Source organism: Burkholderia sp. PU8-34 (assembly GCF_053427725.1).
Window position 1 is genome coordinate 429,603 of sequence record NZ_JBSAXC010000002.1, and the last position, 17,764, is coordinate 447,366.

At 66.1% G+C, this 17,764-nt stretch carries 16 protein-coding genes, 1 tRNA gene and 1 pseudogene; 12 read left to right on the forward strand and 6 right to left on the reverse strand.

The features are described from left to right. The first annotated feature begins 100 nt into the window (after positions 1 to 100). The 4 genes from pheS (at position 101) to ACV22Z_RS06635 (ending at position 4,588) form a co-directional block, all read left to right on the forward strand. On the forward strand, positions 101 to 1,114 hold the full coding sequence (gene pheS / locus ACV22Z_RS06620) for a phenylalanine--tRNA ligase subunit alpha (protein ID WP_185732441.1): 1,014 nt from the start codon (positions 101 to 103) through the stop codon (positions 1,112 to 1,114). 83 nt (positions 1,115 to 1,197) lie between these two features. Further along, on the forward strand, positions 1,198 to 3,627 hold the full coding sequence (gene pheT / locus ACV22Z_RS06625; RefSeq protein WP_448075516.1) for a phenylalanine--tRNA ligase subunit beta: 2,430 nt from the start codon (positions 1,198 to 1,200) through the stop codon (positions 3,625 to 3,627). A 96-nt stretch (positions 3,628 to 3,723) separates the two neighbouring features. Next, positions 3,724 to 4,125, forward strand: a complete 402-nt coding sequence (locus ACV22Z_RS06630; RefSeq protein WP_448075517.1) for an integration host factor subunit alpha — start codon at positions 3,724 to 3,726, stop codon at positions 4,123 to 4,125. A 46-nt stretch (positions 4,126 to 4,171) separates the two neighbouring features. Next, positions 4,172 to 4,588 (forward strand): MerR family transcriptional regulator, encoded by a 417-nt coding sequence (locus tag ACV22Z_RS06635; protein WP_448075518.1) that lies wholly within the window; start codon positions 4,172 to 4,174, stop codon positions 4,586 to 4,588. A gap of 82 nt (positions 4,589 to 4,670) precedes the next feature. Here the strand turns inward: ACV22Z_RS06635 and ACV22Z_RS06640 are convergent, their stop codons facing one another. Beyond that, positions 4,671 to 6,881: a hypothetical protein gene (locus ACV22Z_RS06640; RefSeq protein WP_448075519.1), complete on the reverse strand. Its 2,211-nt coding sequence runs from the start codon at positions 6,879 to 6,881 to the stop codon at positions 4,671 to 4,673. A 312-nt stretch (positions 6,882 to 7,193) separates the two neighbouring features. Here ACV22Z_RS06640 and ACV22Z_RS06645 point away from each other — a divergent pair. The 3 genes from ACV22Z_RS06645 (at position 7,194) to ACV22Z_RS06655 (ending at position 9,522) form a co-directional block, all read left to right on the forward strand. After that, positions 7,194 to 7,270 (forward strand) — tRNA-Pro (locus ACV22Z_RS06645). A 209-nt stretch (positions 7,271 to 7,479) separates the two neighbouring features. After that, positions 7,480 to 8,694 carry an outer membrane protein assembly factor BamC gene (bamC, locus tag ACV22Z_RS06650; RefSeq protein WP_448075520.1) on the forward strand — a complete coding sequence of 405 codons (1,215 nt, stop codon included), beginning with the start codon at positions 7,480 to 7,482 and terminating at the stop codon, positions 8,692 to 8,694. 537 nt (positions 8,695 to 9,231) lie between these two features. After that, a complete protein-coding gene (locus ACV22Z_RS06655; protein ID WP_448075521.1) occupies positions 9,232 to 9,522 on the forward strand; it encodes a putative quinol monooxygenase in 291 nt (96 codons plus the stop codon). Between the two features lie 45 nt (positions 9,523 to 9,567). Here ACV22Z_RS06655 and ACV22Z_RS06660 read toward each other — a convergent pair whose 3' ends face one another. The 3 genes from ACV22Z_RS06660 to ACV22Z_RS06670 all read right to left on the reverse strand — a co-directional run bounded on the left by ACV22Z_RS06660 (position 9,568) and on the right by ACV22Z_RS06670 (position 11,165). After that, on the reverse strand, positions 9,568 to 9,825 hold the full coding sequence (locus ACV22Z_RS06660) for a hypothetical protein (protein WP_059608571.1): 258 nt from the start codon (positions 9,823 to 9,825) through the stop codon (positions 9,568 to 9,570). Positions 9,826 to 9,963: 138 nt separating this feature from the next. Continuing rightward, positions 9,964 to 10,233, reverse strand: a complete 270-nt coding sequence (locus tag ACV22Z_RS06665; RefSeq protein ID WP_448075522.1) for a hypothetical protein — start codon at positions 10,231 to 10,233, stop codon at positions 9,964 to 9,966. Between the two features lie 215 nt (positions 10,234 to 10,448). Beyond that, positions 10,449 to 11,165, reverse strand: coding sequence for a YdcF family protein (locus ACV22Z_RS06670; protein WP_448075523.1), 717 nt, complete (start codon positions 11,163 to 11,165; stop codon positions 10,449 to 10,451). Positions 11,166 to 11,330: 165 nt separating this feature from the next. Here ACV22Z_RS06670 and ACV22Z_RS06675 point away from each other — a divergent pair, with 165 nt between their 5' ends. Then, positions 11,331 to 11,648: a hypothetical protein gene (locus ACV22Z_RS06675; RefSeq protein WP_448075524.1), complete on the forward strand. Its 318-nt coding sequence runs from the start codon at positions 11,331 to 11,333 to the stop codon at positions 11,646 to 11,648. 187 nt (positions 11,649 to 11,835) lie between these two features. On the opposite strand, the gene ACV22Z_RS06680 is transcribed toward ACV22Z_RS06675, so the two are convergent. Next, on the reverse strand, positions 11,836 to 12,087 hold the full coding sequence (locus ACV22Z_RS06680) for a hypothetical protein (RefSeq protein ID WP_448075525.1): 252 nt from the start codon (positions 12,085 to 12,087) through the stop codon (positions 11,836 to 11,838). Between the two features lie 195 nt (positions 12,088 to 12,282). Beyond that, positions 12,283 to 12,684, reverse strand: a complete 402-nt coding sequence (locus ACV22Z_RS06685; protein WP_448075526.1) for a transposase — start codon at positions 12,682 to 12,684, stop codon at positions 12,283 to 12,285. A gap of 407 nt (positions 12,685 to 13,091) precedes the next feature. Between ACV22Z_RS06685 and ACV22Z_RS06690 the strand changes: the two genes are divergently transcribed. The 4 genes and pseudogenes from ACV22Z_RS06690 to rluB all read left to right on the forward strand — a co-directional run bounded on the left by ACV22Z_RS06690 (position 13,092) and on the right by rluB (position 17,489). Continuing rightward, a complete protein-coding gene (locus tag ACV22Z_RS06690; RefSeq protein WP_448075527.1) occupies positions 13,092 to 13,994 on the forward strand; it encodes a LysR substrate-binding domain-containing protein in 903 nt (300 codons plus the stop codon). A gap of 26 nt (positions 13,995 to 14,020) precedes the next feature. Then, positions 14,021 to 14,428: pseudogene (locus ACV22Z_RS06695) on the forward strand (pyridoxal phosphate-dependent aminotransferase); the annotation flags it as partial. Positions 14,429 to 14,699: 271 nt separating this feature from the next. Continuing rightward, complete coding sequence (scpB, locus tag ACV22Z_RS06700; protein WP_448075528.1) at positions 14,700 to 15,737, forward strand: SMC-Scp complex subunit ScpB; 1,038 nt, start codon at positions 14,700 to 14,702, stop codon at positions 15,735 to 15,737. Between the two features lie 60 nt (positions 15,738 to 15,797). Then, positions 15,798 to 17,489 (forward strand): 23S rRNA pseudouridine(2605) synthase RluB, encoded by a 1,692-nt coding sequence (gene rluB / locus ACV22Z_RS06705; RefSeq protein WP_448075529.1) that lies wholly within the window; start codon positions 15,798 to 15,800, stop codon positions 17,487 to 17,489. The last annotated feature ends 275 nt before the right edge of the window (positions 17,490 to 17,764 follow it).

A 17,764-nucleotide genomic window follows, 5' to 3' on the forward strand; every position in this document is an offset into this window, starting at 1 on the left:
CGGCCGCTGCAGCGAAAACGGGGCTCTTCCGAGCCCCTTTTTTGTTTGGCCGGGCGATTTTGCTCGCCGAAAACGAATGACGTTGGAAATGATGGGATCTATGGATCTGGACCAGATTGTCGCCGACGCGCAGCAGTCCTTCGAACAGGCTGCCGACATCACCACGCTCGAAAACGAGAAAGCCCGCTTCCTCGGCAAGTCGGGTGCGTTGACCGAGTTGCTGAAGGGCCTCGGCAAGCTCGATCCCGAAGCGCGCAAGACCGAAGGCGCGCGCATCAATGTCGTGAAACAGCAGGTTGAAGCCGCGCTGACCGCGCGCCGCCAGGCGCTGGCGGACGCGCTGCTGAACCAGCGCCTCGCCGCCGAGGCGATCGACGTCACGCTGCCGGGCCGCGGCGCCGGTGCGGGCAGCCTGCATCCGGTGATGCGCACGTGGGAGCGCGTCGAACAGATTTTCCGCACGATCGGCTTCGACGTGGCCGACGGTCCCGAGATCGAGACCGACTGGTACAACTTCACGTCGCTGAACAGCCCGGAGAACCATCCGGCGCGTTCGATGCAGGACACGTTCTACGTCGAAGGCAAGGATGCCGACGGCCGTCCGCTGCTGCTGCGCACGCACACGAGCCCGATGCAGGTGCGTTATGCGCGCATGAACCGCCCGCCGATCAAGGTGATCGCGCCGGGCCGCACGTATCGCGTCGACAGCGATGCGACCCACTCGCCGATGTTCAATCAGGTCGAGGGGCTGTGGATCGACGAAAACATCAGCTTCGCCGATCTCAAGGGCGTCTATACCGACTTCCTGAAGAAATTCTTCGAGCGCGACGACATTCTCGTGCGCTTCCGTCCGTCGTATTTCCCGTTCACGGAACCGTCGGCCGAGATCGACATGATGTTCGAGCACGGCAAGAACGCCGGCAAGTGGCTCGAGATTTCCGGCTCGGGGCAGGTGCACCCGACCGTGATCCGCAACATGGGCCTCGATCCCGAGCGCTATATCGGCTTCGCGTTCGGCAGCGGCCTCGAGCGTCTGACGATGCTGCGCTATGGCGTGCAGGATCTGCGTCTGTTCTTCGAGAACGACCTGCGTTTTCTGCGCCAGTTCGCGTAACGCGCTCGCCACGCCGACTTGTGCCCGTGCGCGCTGCGCAGCGAGCCGGGCGTCGATTCAACCTGTTTCGAACGTAGACACTCATGCAATTCCCTGAATCCTGGTTGAGAACCTTTGTCGATCCGCAACTGACGACCGACGAGCTGTCGCACGCACTGACGATGGCGGGGCTCGAAGTCGAGTCGCTGAGCAAGGCCGCGCCGCCGATGTCGAAGATCGTCGTCGGGCGGGTGCTCGAAGTCGTCAAGCATCCGGATGCGGACAAGCTCAATGTCTGCCAGGTCGACGCCGGCACGGGCGCGACGCTGAACATCGTCTGCGGTGCGCCGAACGTCGCGCCGGGTATCAAGGTGCCGGTCGCGCTCGTCGGCGCCGAGCTGCCGCCCGCCGAAGAAGGCGGCAAGCCGTTCGCGATCAAGCTGTCGAAGCTGCGCGGCGTCGAGAGCCAGGGGATGCTGTGCTCGGCGCGCGAACTGAAGCTGTCCGAGGACCACAGCGGCCTGCTGATCCTGCCGGAAGACACGCCGGTCGGCCAGGACATCCGCGACACGCTGAACCTCGACGACACCATCTTCGAAATCAAGCTGACGCCGAACAAGGCGGACTGCCTGTCGGTGTTCGGCATCGCGCGCGAGACCGCCGCGATTACCGGCGCGCCGCTCACGCAGCTCGACATCCGTCCGGTGCGGGCGGAACTCGACGTGACGCTGCCGGTGCGCATCGCCGCACCGGACCTGTGCGGCCGCTTCTCGGGCCGCGTGATCCGCGGCGTGAATGCGCGCGCGAAGACGCCGCAATGGATGGTCGAGCGCCTCGAGCGCGCGGGCCAGCGCAGCGTGTCCGCGCTCGTCGACATCTCGAACTACGTGATGTTCGAGCTTGGCCGCCCGTCGCACGTGTTCGATCTCGACAAGATCCACGGCGGCATCGAGGTGCGCTGGGGCAAGCGTGGCGAGTCGCTGAAGCTGCTGAACGGCAATACGGTCGAGCTCGACGAGACGGTCGGCGTGATCGCCGACGACGCCCAGGTCGAAAGCCTCGCGGGCATCATGGGCGGCGACAGCACGGCCGTCACGCTCGACACGACCAACATCTATCTCGAAGCGGCATTCTGGTGGCCGGACAGCATTCGCGGCCGCGCGCGCAAGTACAACTTCTCGACCGATGCGGCACACCGCTTCGAGCGCGGTGTCGACTATGCGACGACCGTCGAGCATGTCGAGCGCATCACGCAGTTGATCCTCGACATTTGCGGCGGCAAGGCCGGCCCGGTCGACGACCAGGCGGTCAACCTGCCGCAGCGCGCGCCGGTGGCGATGCGCGTGTCGCGCGCGAACCGCATCATCGGCGTGAAGATCGACGCCGACGAGATCGCGAGCATCTTCACGCGTCTCGGCCTGCCGTTCGAGCGCGATGACGACGTGTTCTCGGTCACGCCGCCGTCGCACCGCTTCGACATCGAGATCGAGGAAGACCTGATCGAGGAAGTGGCGCGCATCTACGGCTTCGAGAAGATTCCGGCGCGTCCGCCCGTCGCGACGAGCGAGATGCGCGCGACGAACGAGACGCAGCGCTCGATCCACGACATCCGTCACGCGCTCGCCGCGCGCGACTATGCGGAAACCGTCAACTTCAGCTTCGTCGATGCGGAGTGGGAGCACGATTTCGCCGGCAACGACAATCCGATTCGTCTGCTCAATCCGATCGCGAGCCAGCTGTCGGTAATGCGCACGACGCTGTTCGGCAGCCTGATCGCCGTGCTGCGCCACAACCTGAACCGCCGGGCGGATCGCGTGCGCGTGTTCGAGGCGGGCCGCGTGTTCCTGGCCGATCCGTCGGTCAAGGCCGGCGAACTGGCGGTCGAAGGCTATGCGCAGCCGAAGCGAGTCGGCGCACTGGCCTATGGCCCGGCGGTCGACGAGCAGTGGGGCGTGCCGACCCGCGCGGTCGACTTCTTCGACATGAAGGGCGATCTCGAAGCGCTGCTCGCGCCGACGTCTGCCCGCTTCGTGAAGGCCGAGCATCCGGCCCTGCATCCGGGCCGCAGCGCGCGCATCGAGATCGACGGCCGCGCGGTCGGCTGGATCGGCGAATTGCACCCGCGCCTGATGCAGAAGTACGAACTGCCGCATGCGCCGGTGATGTTCGAGATCGATACCGACGCGCTCGTCGCGCGCGGGCTGCCGGCGCCGACCGAGGTGTCGAAGTTCCCGCCGGTGCGCCGCGACATCGCGGTCGTGGTCGATCAGACGGTCGAAGTCCAGGCGCTCTTCGACGAAATAAAGAAGGCGCTGGCCGACGACGCCTGCCGGTTCGTTCAGAGGGTTGTACTCTTCGACGAATTTCGTGCAAAATCAAATACTTCCGGTGGACTTGCCGCGCACGAGAAGAGCCTTGCCTTCCGCGTGACGCTGCAGGACACGGCCGGCACGCTACAGGACGAGGTCGTCGATCAGGCGATCCAGACGCTTGTCGAGCGGATGGCGCGCGTCGGCGCGCGCTTGCGCGGCTAAGGAGCCGGCAGCGGCCCGGGTGCGAAGCGACATCGCGCGCCCGGGCGGCCGGTTCCTCATCGTGAGTTTTGGTTTAACGCGCAGTATGTGGCAGATATGAACGACATGACCTCGAGTGAATTCGAAGCCCTCCTGACGGCGCAGCGCAGCGCCTTGAACCGCGACGCTTCGGCGCCGGCGTCCACCGAGACGCCGACGCTGACGAAGGCGGAGCTGGCGGAGCTGCTGTTCGACAGCGTCGGGCTGAACAAGCGTGAAGCGAAGGACATGGTCGAGGCGTTTTTCGAAGTGATCCGCGACGCGCTCGAGAACGGCGAAAGCGTCAAGCTGTCGGGGTTCGGCAATTTCCAGCTGCGCGACAAGCCGCAGCGCCCGGGCCGCAATCCGAAGACGGGCGAGGCGATTCCGATCGCCGCGCGCCGAGTGGTAACCTTCCACGCGAGCCAGAAGCTGAAGGCGCTGGTCGAGAACGGCGCGGAGCAAAGCGACGCGCGCTGACGTCCCCGCGCGGCCGCCGCGCACCTTTACCGACGGTTAACTGACGATGACCACGACGGTTGAGAAAGTCGTCTTGCCTCCGATTCCCGCGAAGCGCTACTTCACGATCGGTGAAGTCAGCGAACTGTGTGGCGTCAAGCCGCACGTGCTGCGTTACTGGGAACAGGAATTCACGCAGTTGCGACCGGTGAAGCGGCGGGGCAATCGCCGGTATTACCAGCATCACGAGGTGCTGCTGATCCGGCGGATCCGCGAATTGCTGTACGAGCAGGGCTTCACGATCAACGGGGCCCGCAACCGTCTCGATTCGCCGGGCGGCGCGCGTGACGAGGCGCCGGCGGTCGAGAGCGAGGCGCCCGCGACGGAAGCGCGGACGCCGGCCCGTCCTGCGGGCGCGAGCGTCGACGTTGCCGCGCTGCGGCAGGCGCTGCTCGACGTGATCGACGGCTTGAAGCACGACTGAGCGTAGTGGCGCGAACGACAGGAAGCCCGGTTGGCGTGATGGCCCCCGGGCTTTTTCATGCGCGTCCGTCAAGCGAGCCGGCTCAGCGCGCAGCGAGCGGATTCCTCTGTCCCATGTCGACGACCAGCGTGCCGTCCGGCAGCATCCGCACCGAGCCTTGCGCGACCTGGCTGCGGTAGCCGTACAGGTCGAACCGCATCGGGCCGGGCTCGGCTGAATTCTGGATCAGCGCGCGGACGTTCAGTTCGAGCACGTTGAACATCTTCATGTCGCCGCCTTCCATCCACATGTAGCTGTGCGCGGGGATCTGCGGCGGCTTCGGCGCGGGCGCGTCCGATACACGCCGGAATGTGAGGCGCAGCCCGTCGGGTTCGACGGCGGCCTGCGCGAGCCTGCCGTTCAGCACCGGCGGCGGGAACACCGTGTACTGGTCGAGCACGAGCGTGTCGCCGCGCAGTTCCGCGCCACGGCGCTGCAGCGGTGTGAGCGACGCCAGCTCGATGCCGAGCGAGCGCAGCAGCTTTGCCTGCGGGATGCCGAGCACCGACACCTGGGTCGGCGCGAACGCGAGATGGCGGTCGTCGAGCACCGACAGCGAGCCCTTCATGTCGGTCGGCAGCCAGACGCCCGGCACGTGGTTCCACAGCTTGATTCCGCCCTGCACGCGCAGGTTCTGGCCGTCGGCGCTCAATTGCAGGTCGTTCAGCGAACGCGGCGCGTAGTCGAGCAGATAGTTGTTGAAGAGCGCCGACATCGCCTTCCACGATTCGACGACCGTCCCGCCGAGGATCCGGATGTCGTACTGGTTCGGGTCGTCGAGATCGACGGGTTCGCCGGCCCGTTTCGCGACGAGCTGGACGTCGAGATCCTCGACGTGGAAGCCGATGTCGCCGGACAGGTTGAAATCGACATTGCGCAGATGGATCGTCGGATTGCGGTTCGACACGTGCCGTTCGTTGAACGGCGTGTTCGCGGTGCGTCGCATAGCCACTTTCTGCATGCCGGGCCGCGCTGCGTCGTTCGCGAGCGCATACGCTTCCCAGTGCTGGCGGACGTCGCGCAGCGCATTTTGCTGCGCGGCGAGGTAGCTGTCGTTCAGGCGTGCGGCCGGGTTGCCGACTGGCGAGCCGCTCGCGGCCCCCGCGTACGACGGCATCCGGATCGCCATCGCGCCGCTTTCGACGAAATTGAAATAGCCGGCCGAGACCTGGTCGCGGTAGTGGTACAGGTCGAACACGAAATTCTGTCCAGCCTTCGCCGGGTCGGCCGGGCCGATCACGATGTCTGCGTTCATCGGCATCGAGCGCATGAACTTCACGTCGCCACCGCGGATGTACATCGCCTGCTGCGGCGCATTCGCGGGCATCGCGAAGCCGGCGTGCGTGCCGTCGTCGAGCGTCAGGTCGAGCCCGGCGGGCGTCAGGCGCAGTGCGGTGATCGCGATCTTCAGGCGCGGCGGCGGCATCAGCCGGTCGACCGACATCACGAGATCGTCGCCGGAAAGGTGCGCGATCGGCGTGTCGACCTTGAGCAGGTCGGCCATCTTCACATTGGCGGCGCGCATCACCGGTTGCGCGTCGAGGCCCGACACACGCACGCCGCTCGGATGGAACACGAGCTGGCTGCCGTCGCGGACCGCGAGCGTGCCGGTGAGCGAGAACGGCACCCAGCCGTCGCGCTGCATTTCGCCCTGCAGATGGATCGCGCCGTCGCCGGCCGATACGACGAGCTTGCGCAGCGGCGCGTTGCGATAACCGAAGATGTAGGTATTGAAGAGCGCCGTCAGCTTCGCGCTGTCGAGCGTGACCGTCCCTTGATGCACGTCGATCTCGAAGCTCGTCGGATCGTCGAACACGATCGGTGCGCCGGCCTGCGTCGGCACGAGCGTCGCCGACAACTGGTGAATGTAGAAACCGAGATTGCTGACGATACGGAAATCGACGTCGCGCAGGAAGGTCATCGCGCCGTTCTGTCCGGAGTCGCGCAGCGTGAACGGACGGGGCTGCGTGACGCGGATCGACGCGAGCGACGGTACGGCGCGCGCGATCTGCTGTTCGCGGGCGAGGCGCTCGGCCTTCGCGCGTTCGATCGACGTCGACGCCGCCGGTGCACTGCCGTCGCGCTGCGCGGCGGGTTCCGCGCAGCCGGCGCCGAGCAGCGCAATCGCAAGCGCGCCGCAACCGAATGCGCGCAGCGTACGGCGCGACGCGGCAAGGGCTGCGCGCTGCGGGCCGGAAATCGATTCAGGTATTGCCAAAGGCGAGCGATGGCCGCGCCGGACCGCATTCCGCATCGTCTGTCTCCGTATCTTGTCGTGACCGTCCGCGCGATGCGCGCCGGGGCCCGGCGGCGTCGTGCGTCGATGCGATGCAGTGTGTCATAGCTCGCTAGAGCGGCGTCACCAAACAACGGGAGCGGGAAGGGACGAGACGGGCGGACGGTGCGGCAAAGGAAACGCGGCGATTCGCGGGCAGGATCAAACGGTCGTTTGGCTGCCGATCAGGGGAGGAAGGTGCGGGGAGAAGACGGACATGACGCGCAATATTCACAAAATGCATGCGACCCGTTCTAATTCTTCAAAGTGTCTGTTATAATTTTTTTCTTTCGGGGCGTAGCGCAGCCTGGTAGCGTACCTGCATGGGGTGCAGGTGGTCGGAGGTTCAAATCCTCTCGCCCCGACCAGACAAGAACCCGCGTCAGCTCAGGCTGACGCGGGTTTTTCGTTTTTGCGGTCCCGCAATTCCGGAAGGCCGTGCCGACAGCGGGATGCGGCTCCGAACGTGCGCCGCATTTCACTTGACCGCTTTTTGCACAGGCTGCCGCTGCACCGGTAAAATACAAGGTTGATCCACGGAAAGCGCCGTGATTTAGCGGAAGAGGATTCCCAGAACATGACTGATCTTCGTCTTACCATGCGGTTCGCTGCAGTGCTCGCCACCGGCGTGCTCGTTGCCGGTTGCGGTACGTCGTCGCCCACGAAAGTCGACTACAAGAGCGACTCGAAATCGAAGGAGGTTTCGCTCGCAGTGCCGCCCAACATGCTCGACGAGACGGCCGATCAGCGCTCGCTGCCGCCCCAGGGCGGCGCGACTTCCCTGTCGTCGCTGCAGCAGGTCCAGCAGGCGGCGCCGTCCACCGATGCTGTCGCACCGGCCGTGTCCGGCATGCGTATCCAGCGTGACGGCACCGAGAGCTGGCTCGTCGTCGACGGCAAGAAGCCGGCCGACCTCTGGCCGCAGATCCGCCGCTTCTGGCAGGAGCAGGGCTTCCTGCTCGTGGTCGACCAGCGCGACAAGGGCGTGATGGAGACCGACTGGAACGAAACTCATCCGCAGATCAACGACGGCCTGATCCGCAGCGTGATCTCGAAGGCAATGGGTAATTCGTACGTGACTGCGGAACGCAACAAGTACCGTACGCGTCTCGACACCGCGCCGAACGGCGGCACCTACGTGTTCATCAGCCAGAAGGGCATGCGTGAGGCGCTGACCGGCCCGAGCAACGATTCGAGCAAGTGGGAGCCGAAGCCGAACGATCCGGCACTCGAAGCCGAATACCTGAAGCGGCTGATGGCTGTTCTCGCGCAGAACGACCTGCGCGCGAAGAACGGTGAGCCGCCGATCGCCAATATCAGCGATACCCCGCCGGCGAAGGACAAGAAGAGCGATGCGGCATCGTCGAAGGCGGCGGCAGCGATCGCCGCGCAGAACGTTGCGAGCGCATCGTCGCAAGGGTCGTCCGATGCGTCCGACGTGACGGGCGCCGTTTCGTCGGAAGTCACGCTCGGCGAGCCGTATGACCGCTCGTGGCTGCGCGTCGGCCTTGCGCTCGATCGTGCGAACTTTACGGTCGACGATCGCGATCGCACACAGGGCCTGTACTACGTGCGCTATGTCGATCCGAAGGATATGAGCGCCGCCGAGCAGGGTTTTTGGAACCAGCTGTTCCACGGCAAGAAGGAAAAGCAGGCGAAACAGTACCGCGTCAACGTGAAGGCGCTCACGCCCGACCAGACGCGCGTCGCGGTCGTCGACGAGTCGGGCGCGGTCGATACGTCATCGCCCGCACGCCAGATCATGGGGCTGCTCATGAACCAGCTGCGCTGATCGACGCATCCTCGCGCGTGTCAGGAAGCCCGCCTTGAAGGCGGGCTTTTTTTATTTCCGTGCGGGGTTCGCGCACGCGTCCCGGTGTTTCCTGCGATTGGACCCTTGGCGTGACGTTACGTAACATCCGCACGTTACGGGTGACAGAACGTGCGCGCCGTCTCGTTCGTTGAATAATTTTCCTTATGAATCAACGGGGTGTCTGTTTTTTGTGGGCTGGCACGGAATCTGCTTATGATAGGCAGATCGTTAGGGCAGGGAGGAAAGCGTCAGATTCCGGACATGCGTCGCGAACGCCTGACAAACGGTATCGGCGTCCCCAAATGCCGGCGCAGCAAGCGTCGGCGCAACCGATGACGATCCGCGCCGGGCGCGGATCTCGATGGCCCCGTCGCCTATCCTCGTAGGGCGACGGTTTCGCCCGCGCTTCTAGCGAAGCGCGGGCAATTTTTTTTGGGGCCTGAGTCGCCCGAGGGTGCCCGTACCGCTGTCGCCGGAATCGCGTATGCTCGGACCTTTTGATCCGAGGAGCCGGAAATGACAGAGATCGCCGTCGTAGCGCTGATCGTGGCGAAGCCGGGTGCGGAAGAGAAGTTGCGCACCGTGCTCGAGGGCATCGTCAAGCCGACCCGCAATGAACCGGGTGCGCTGCAATACGACTTGCATCGCGACCTGAAGGAGCCGGCGAGGTTCGTGTTTGTCGAGCGTTGGGAGAGTGAGGCGGCGCTGGCGGCGCATGCGCGTTCCGCGCACATCCTCGCTTACCGCGAAGCAGCTGCGGACTGGATCGCGAGTTCGGAGATCCGCGTGCTGTCGAAAATCGTCTGAGGGTGGGGCAGCCGGGCGCGTGGCGCTCGACTGCCGCCTGGCGCGTCAGTGCGACGTGTCGGGGACGTCGAGGATCAGGATGATCGTCCAGTCCGCATCGCCGTCGTGGTGGTATTGGCGTTCGGCAACGATGAACGGCTGTTGCTTGCCTTGCGGGCCGAGAAAGAGCACGTCGCCTTCCATCGGCAGGCATTCGATCGGCGGCAGCGCGAGAAACGCGTCTTCCGAGCCGCGCGGCATCAGTTGCTTGATCTTGCGAGTGGCGGCTTCGGTCCACTCGATGTCGAGTTGAATGTTGCTCATGCTGTCCTCCGCACCGGGGTGCGTACGGGGTGGAAAAGTTCGGTGCGCGACTTTAGCACAGCGTACCGGTGCCGCAACCAAAAAAGCCGAACCCGGTTGCCCGGATTCGGCTTTTTCGCGATGCGGTGCCGTTGAAGCTTACTGGCTGGCGGCGTCGGCCGGAGCGGCCTTCTTGACGGCCTTCTTCGCGCCCTTGTGATGGGTTGCCTTCTTCATGTGATGCTCTTCTTGCATCGCCGGCTCGGCTGCCTGCTGAGCTTGCTGCTGCTGCAGCGCCTGCGCGCGCTGCTCGATTTCGGCAATCTTGGCCGGATCGGTGATGGTCCTGATTTCCGTGCTCTCTTGCGCATACGCTGCGCCAGTCAGCGCCGACATCGCAACCAGGATAGCCAGGGACGTCTTCTTCATTGCTTTACCTCCGCTAAGTGGTGATGAACCCGAGTGTTGCCGTTTCCGTCTGGCGACTGCAATCGAGTGCGTGTCGAGTGTAACAAAAGTGACGGATCAGTGTGCACGCGAACGGCCCCCGCTGCAAGGCTGCGTTGAAGTCGCGCAACAGTTGCGGCACACAGTCACGCACTTGCCATCCGGTGCTGAATCGGGGCGCCCGTCATGCAACGGACTCAGAACCATCCAAGCTGGCGGTACACGTGAAACTGCGCAATGCCCACCAGCTCGTGCGCCGCACGCTCGGCGTTGACCAGATTCTGCCAGCGCGGCAGCCACCCCCTATTCGCATCGCGGCGGTTCGCGTAGACCGGTTGCGGGTCGATGCCGAACCGGTGGAAATCGAGCAGTGCGCGCCGCATCTGGTATGACGATGTGACGAGGATCCATGCATCGTCATGTTGTGAGCGTAGTATAGGTGCCGTGAACTTCGCGTTTTCGTATGTCGTGCGGCTGTTCGCCTCGAGGGTCAGATCTTCCGGGGCGACGCCCCCGGCGACGAGATGCGGCGCGTAGATCGCGGCTTCGGTCGCGCCGTGTCGCTGCGAGTCACCGCCGGTGACGATGACCGTGCAGCGGTCGGCTTGCTGACGGCACGTACGGTACAGCTCGGCGGTCTTGCGGATGCGGGCGAAGCCGTCGGCGGGCGGTTCGAGTCGTCCTTCGATGCGTTTCGTGCCCGCGCCGAGCAGGATCAGCGCGGTATGTCCGCGCATGTCCGGATGCTCGACCGGGGTCACGCCGGCCTGCGACCACGCGATGAGCGGCGCCGCGAGCCAGCCGGTCGCAAGCAGCCAGAACAGCGCGAGCGTGATGGCTGCAATCGCGCGCCGTTGCTTGCGGAAGAGCACGAATGCAATGAAGAGAAGTACAAATGAATCGAACAGAATCAATTTGATTGGGGTAAGGTGTCTTTTTATGGACGGCTGATATTCCGGCCCCGACTCGACGCCGAGCGTCCGGCCTCCAGCCTCCAGAATCGGTGGTGGCGCCGGCGGGCGGAGATCCCGCCCGGCGCGCCGCTTCGCATTGTCGCTGCACTTTAAGAAAGAATCGAGATGGCCACGTATTCCAACGAAGCGGTGCTCGACGCATTGAGGCGAGTGCAGTATCGCCAGGTACCGTGGGCGCGACGCCCGGGCGTATTCGAGTATCTCCGTTCGCTCGGGCTGATGGACACGGTCAGGCAGAAGACCGTTGCGCCCGCGCCAGGGTTTCATGCGCCTGTCGACATCGCCGTGCTGACCGACACCGGCCGCGCCGAATTCGCGCGCCTCGAGCACGACGAGAAATCGGCCGCCTGGACCGATCGCCGGATGGACGACTACGCGCTCAGCGAAGCGAGCGCCGTCGCGTTTCTCGAAAGCCGCCTGTAGCACGCCGCTGGCACGTGTCGCACCGGGCGGCGTCGCGACAAAAAAAAGCCCGTATCACGAGGATACGGGCGTACCGGATACTTTCTGCTGCTGCCACGCTGTGCTCATGGCAACGATGTTGACTCGCTGCACGTCGGTCAGTTCCCGAGCACGGACATTTTCTTTGATCGGAAGTCGACGCACCCGGTTACGGATGTCGAGACGTGTCTTGCGGCGGCAGGCCGATGCGCGCGCGTGCGTTGCTGGCGATATCGCCGCGCAAGTCGCCGCGCGGGACCGTCTGCCGGCCGGATTGTTCGGCACCAGGCGGCGCGTGCAGGTTGCCTTTGTGTTCCTGCTGCCGGTGAGGTTGCTTGTTGCGGTCGTCGGCGTGCGCGGGCGACGCAAGCGCCAGTGAAACGACAATGCCGCATGCAGCAAGCAGTGACATTGGTTTCATGGCGGGCTCCCTCAAGCCGTCGATGCGGCCTGTCGATATGACGCTAAGGTAAGCGCGGGAGTGCAGGCTTGCTGTAAATATTGGTAAATAGATGTTTCGCCGCAAAACAGCGCGATCCGGCCGTGTCGTTCAGGCCGCGAAAGCGATGCCCGGAATGAAGCCGGGCGGCCGAAGCCGCCCGGTCGAATATCCGATTCAGGCCATCTTGACCGGCGCGCGCCAGGATTCCGGGTTGGTCCAGAATGCGCCGCGCAGCCGGTCGCGGCTCGGCGGTGCCGGCGGCTTGGCCGCGCTGGCGCCGATGCGGCCGCGCAGCGAGATCTGACGGCCGCTCGTGCCGAGTCGCTTGACGATTTCGACGAGCGTGCCATCGGCCTGCCATTCGTCGAAGCGGCGGCGGCAGGTGGGCGGCGACGGATAGCGGCCAGGCAGCTTGGACCAGCCTTCGCCGGTCGACAGCACCCACAGCACCGCATTCACCACCGAACGGGCTTCCACGCGCGGACGGCCGCGACGCTCACTTCGTGCGGGCTCCGAACAAAACAGGCCTTCCACCAGCGCCCATTCGTTATCTCTCAAATCGTCGAACAGCATCATGTCCTCACCTCAGCGAAGCTAACTCCGGTGCGCTGCCCTGCGCCGCGCACTCTTCAAGCACTCGATCATCGAGTGCCGGGTGGGGGCGTCCGGTTTGCCGGCAACGGACTTCATCAATCCGTCAGACGAAACCTGCGCCCTGTGCGACAGGTAATGCACGAAGCGTGCCACGTCGGAGGTGAACCCCGCGAGAGCCGCTTGGCAGCGAGCTGACGGCTTAGTCAGCTAGGGGCGTATAAGACGCCAAAAAGACCCGGCAGCAAATCGGGACAATCACCAATCTTGTGCAATTCGCCCGCGCCGCGTGCGTTTCCGCGGTTATTGCACCGCAGCGAAACATGTGAACCGAGTGCAGGATTGGCGCACTAGAATCGCGCATCGATGCCAGAGATTGATGAGGGAGGGACATGAACGTCACGCTGCGCCAGCTTCGCGTGTTCATCGAGGTCGCGCGGCTCAGGAGTTTCAGCCGTGCCGGGGGCGAGATCGGGCTCACGCAGTCTGCAGTGAGCCGCTGCGTACGCGAACTCGAGGCGGAACTCGGGCTGAAGCTGATCGATCGGACCACGCGCGACGTGCAGTTGACCGACGTCGGCACAAACCTGATCGCGAGCGTGTCGCGCCTGATCGACGATCTCGACGACACGCTGCGCGAAATTCGCGAAATCGGCGAACAGCGCCGGGGGCGCGTGATCGTGGCGGCGAGCCCGACGATCGCGTGCCGGCTGATGCCGCGCGTCGTGGCGGCCTGCGAGCGGCAGTTTCCGTTCGTCACGCTCGGCCTGCGCGACGACGTGCAGAGCGACGTGCTGCGCAAGGTGAAGTCGAGCGAGGCCGATTTCGGTGTCGTGATCGGGCCGCTCAGTGCCGCCGATCTCGTGAACGAGCCGTTGATGACCGACTCGTTCTGTCTGGTCGCGCGCGCCGACCATCCGCTCGCATCGCGCGCGGAGGTGCCATGGACGGCGCTGAACGGCGAGCGGCTCGTGCTGCTCGATCACGCGTCGGGCAGCCGGCCGCTGATCGACGCGGCGCTGGCCGCGCATCGGGTGAGCGCGACAGTGATGCAGGAGCTCGGCCATTCGGCAACGGTGTTCGGGCTCGTCGAGGCGGGCGTCGGCGTGAGCGTGCAGCCGTGGCTGTCGCTGCCGCTGCCTGCCGGCTCGACGCTCGTCGCGCGCCCGCTCACGCCGCGTACCGAGCGCACCGTCGAACTGGTGCGCCGCCGCGACCGCTCGCTGTCGCCGGCCGCGCAGGCGATCTGGGAGCTCGTGCGGCAGATGCCCGCGCGGGCAGAGGACCTCGACTGACGAAAGGCGCTCGACGCTACACCGTGAATCTTGCGAAGCTCGTCGAATCCAACACGTCGTGTGCGCCCGGCTTCGTGCAGGCCGCGGGCGAGGTCGCGTTGCGCGACGGCGAGCCGTTTGTCCGCGCGTTCGTCGCGGCGCTGCGCGAAGCACGCGATCACCTGGTCGCCGCACTGCGCACGCTGCCGGACGTCGAGGTGCCGCCTCGGCCGGGCGCGATGTACGTGTTCCTGCGCCTGCCCGGATCGAAGGACAGTCTTGCCTTCTGCAAGGCGCTGGTGCGCGAGGCGGGGCTCTGCCTCGCGCTGGGGCGCGCATTCGGCCCGGACGGGGGAGGGTTCGTGCGGTGGTGCTGCGCGAGCGATCCGGCACGACTCGACGCGGACGTCGAGCGCCTGCGCCGCTTTCTCGCGGGCCGCGCGGCGGCACGTTGAAGCGGGGCGCCACCGTGGCGGCAGGCCCGGTGCGGCCCGCTCGGCTCATCTTTACGCACTCGGCAATTTTGCGTAAGATGGCGTTCAGTCACGCGGTTCCGTCGTTGAATCGCGCTGTTCCGTCCGGTTAGGGCCTGGCTTGAAGTGGTTTCGCCGCCCCCGGTTCGTGCTCCCATCAATATGACCGATCAGAATCGGGCGAGCGCGTCTTCCGTTCATTTCGTCTGTTTGTTGATCCGGTTCGTTTGACCACAGGGTCTGGCCTAGCTGCATGAATACCCAAGAGGCGAAGATCGTCCTCGAGACTGCTTTGATCTGCGCGCAGGAGCCGTTGAAGCTCGGTGATTTGCGCAAGCTCTTTGCCGACAGCGTGTCGGCTGACACGGTCCGCACGTTGCTCGAAGATCTGAAACAGGAGTGGTCCGGCCGCGGTGTCGAACTGGTTGCGCTGGCGAGTGGCTGGCGGTTCCAGAGCAAGCCGGCGATGCGCGGCTTTCTCGACCGCCTGCATCCGGAGAAGCCGCCGAAGTATTCGCGCGCGGTGCTCGAGACGCTGGCGATCATCGCGTACCGGCAGCCGGTCACGCGGGGCGACATCGAGGAAATTCGCGGCGTCACGGTCAACACGCAGGTGGTCAAGCAGTTGGAGGATCGTGGCTGGATCGAGGTGATCGGGCATCGCGACGTGCCGGGGCGCCCGGCGCTGTACGCGACGACCAAGCAGTTCCTCGACGATCTCGGCCTGAAGGCGCTCGACGACCTGCCCGCGCTCGAGGAGCCGGCGGCGAACATCGAGGCCGCGCTGCTTGCGCAGCAGGCGATGGACTTCGACGACGGCGTGCCGGCCGCCGAGGCCGGGGTGGGCGATGGCGAAGCGCCATCGCAGGATGCGTCCGCTCTGCCGGCACCGTCGGATGCGATCGCGCAGCCGGCTGACGCCGATTCCGAGCGTGCCGCGGCGCAGGATTCGCCAAACCTCGATACGCTCGAGGCTGGCGGTGTACAAACGGAACAGGCTGGCGCCGAAGCAGCGCCGGCGGGCGTGCAGCCCGTGCCGCTGCACGCGGAGTGGTACGAGGAAGATCGCAAGCCGGGCGCCGAAGCGGCGGCCGGCGACGGAACGGAAGCGGCCGACGACAGGCCTGGCGTGATCGTTCACGCCGGCACGGCGCATTCCCGTCCTGCGGATGACGAGATGCTGGACGACACGTCCGACAGTCTCGCGGATGCCGTACGCAGCGCCAGCGCCCCCGTCGGCGCGGACGAACTGCCGGACGACGAAGCAGAACCCGAACAGCGTCGCGCCTGAACGCGGCCGATTCCATGCCGCGCCCGAGCCGGGCGCGAGACCTGACATTTTGAGGTTGTTTTGACAGATATCCACGATATTGAATCGTCCGCGCCTGCCGTGCAGGCGGCGCGTGCCGACGATGCGCCCGAGCAGGGCGCCCAGGCCGAGGGCGGTGACGAGCGTCCCCGCCGCGGTTTGCGGCGCGGCCCGCGCAGCCTGATCGCGCGCCGTCGCGCGGCCGCGAAGTCGAAGGGCGCCGAGGGCGCGCCGCAGGAAGGCGAAGGCGCGGATGCGCCCGCCGACGCGGCGCAAGCGCAGCCGGCGCGCGCGCCGCGCAAGGAAGGTGCGGCGAAGGGCGGGCGCAAGCCGGCAGCCAAGCGCGAAGGCGCGGCGCGCCAGGGTGCGCAGGGCGGCCAGGGTGGTCGGGGCGGCCAGGGTGGCCAGGGCAAGCGCGGCGGGGCGGCCAGTGCTGCCGTCAGCGAGGCGGCCCAGGACGACCTGTTCGCGTACGTGACGTCGCCGGCGTTCGACGCCGACAATGCCGCGGCAGGCAGTGGCGTGCGCGCACCGATGCTGCGACGCGGCCAGCCGGCCAACAAGCGCGTGCTGTCGCCGGACGACGACGCGCCGAAGCTGCACAAGGTGCTGGCCGAAGCCGGGATGGGTTCGCGCCGTGAAATGGAAGAGCTGATCATCGCTGGCCGCGTATCGGTGAACGGCGAGCCGGCGCACATCGGCCAGCGCATCATGCCGACCGACCAGGTGCGGATCAACGGCAAGCCGGTCAAGCGCAAGCTGCCGAACAAGCCGCCGCGCGTGCTGCTGTACCACAAGCCGACGGGCGAAATCGTCAGCCACGCGGATCCGGAAGGCCGGCCGTCGGTGTTCGACCGCCTGCCGCCGATGAAGACGGCCAAATGGCTCGCGGTCGGCCGGCTCGACTTCAATACCGAAGGCCTGCTGATGCTGACGACGTCGGGCGACCTCGCGAACCGTTTCATGCATCCGCGCTACAGCGTCGAGCGCGAGTATGCGGTGCGGGTGGTCGGCGAGCTCACCGAAGGCAACCGGCAGAAGCTGCTGCACGGCGTCGAGCTGGACGACGGCCCCGCAAACTTCCTGCGCATCCGCGACGGCGGCGGCGAAGGCACGAATCACTGGTATCACGTTGCGCTGGCCGAAGGCCGCAATCGCGAAGTGCGCCGGATGTTCGAGGCGGCCGGCCTGATGGTGAGCCGCCTGATCCGTACACGTCACGGCCCGATCCCGCTGCCGCGCGGCCTGAAGCGTGGCCGCTGGGAAGAGCTCGACGAGGCGCAGGTGCGCAAGCTGATGGCGACCGTCGGCCTGAAGGCGCCGACGGAGGAAAAGGGCAAGCGCGGTGGCGGCCAGACGGAGCGCCGTCAGCCGGACCCGATGCAGACGTCGATGGGTTTCATCGGCCGCGAGCCGGTGCTGACGACGCACGGCAACCTCGAGCAGCCGCGGCGCGGCCCGCGGCGCGGCGCGGCGGGCGGCTTCGCCGGCCCGAGCGGTCACGGCGGCTTGCCGGGCATGTCGGCCGGCTATGGCGGCAACCGTGCCGGCGGCCGCGACGTCGACGGCAACCGCGCGTCGTATGGCGCGGGCGGCAAACGTGGCGGCAGTGGTGGCGGCGCCGGCAAGGGCGGCGGCAACCGCAACCCGAACGGCAATCGTGCGGAAGGCGGCGGCAGCGGCGGCGCACGTGGCGGTCAGCGTCCGCAGCGCAGTCGTTCGCGCAGTCGCTGAACGGCCGCGCGCGGCGCAACCTGCCGCGCGTCGCTGGCAAAACCGGTATGATTCACCGGTTTTGCCGGCTGACGCTTGGCGTTTGCACCAAAAATCGCTATAATCGCGAAGTCGCTGGGCGTACGGATTTGATGTGCGGCTCAGGTGCGACCACCGGTAAGAAGATGGGCGTTCCGCCCATTTTTTTTTGCTGAAACGGTTAGGCATCTCGGGTAGCGCTTCCTGCGCCGGCTAAGGCGCGCGCCCGCGGGTGATTCGCGAGCGGCGGGCGCGAA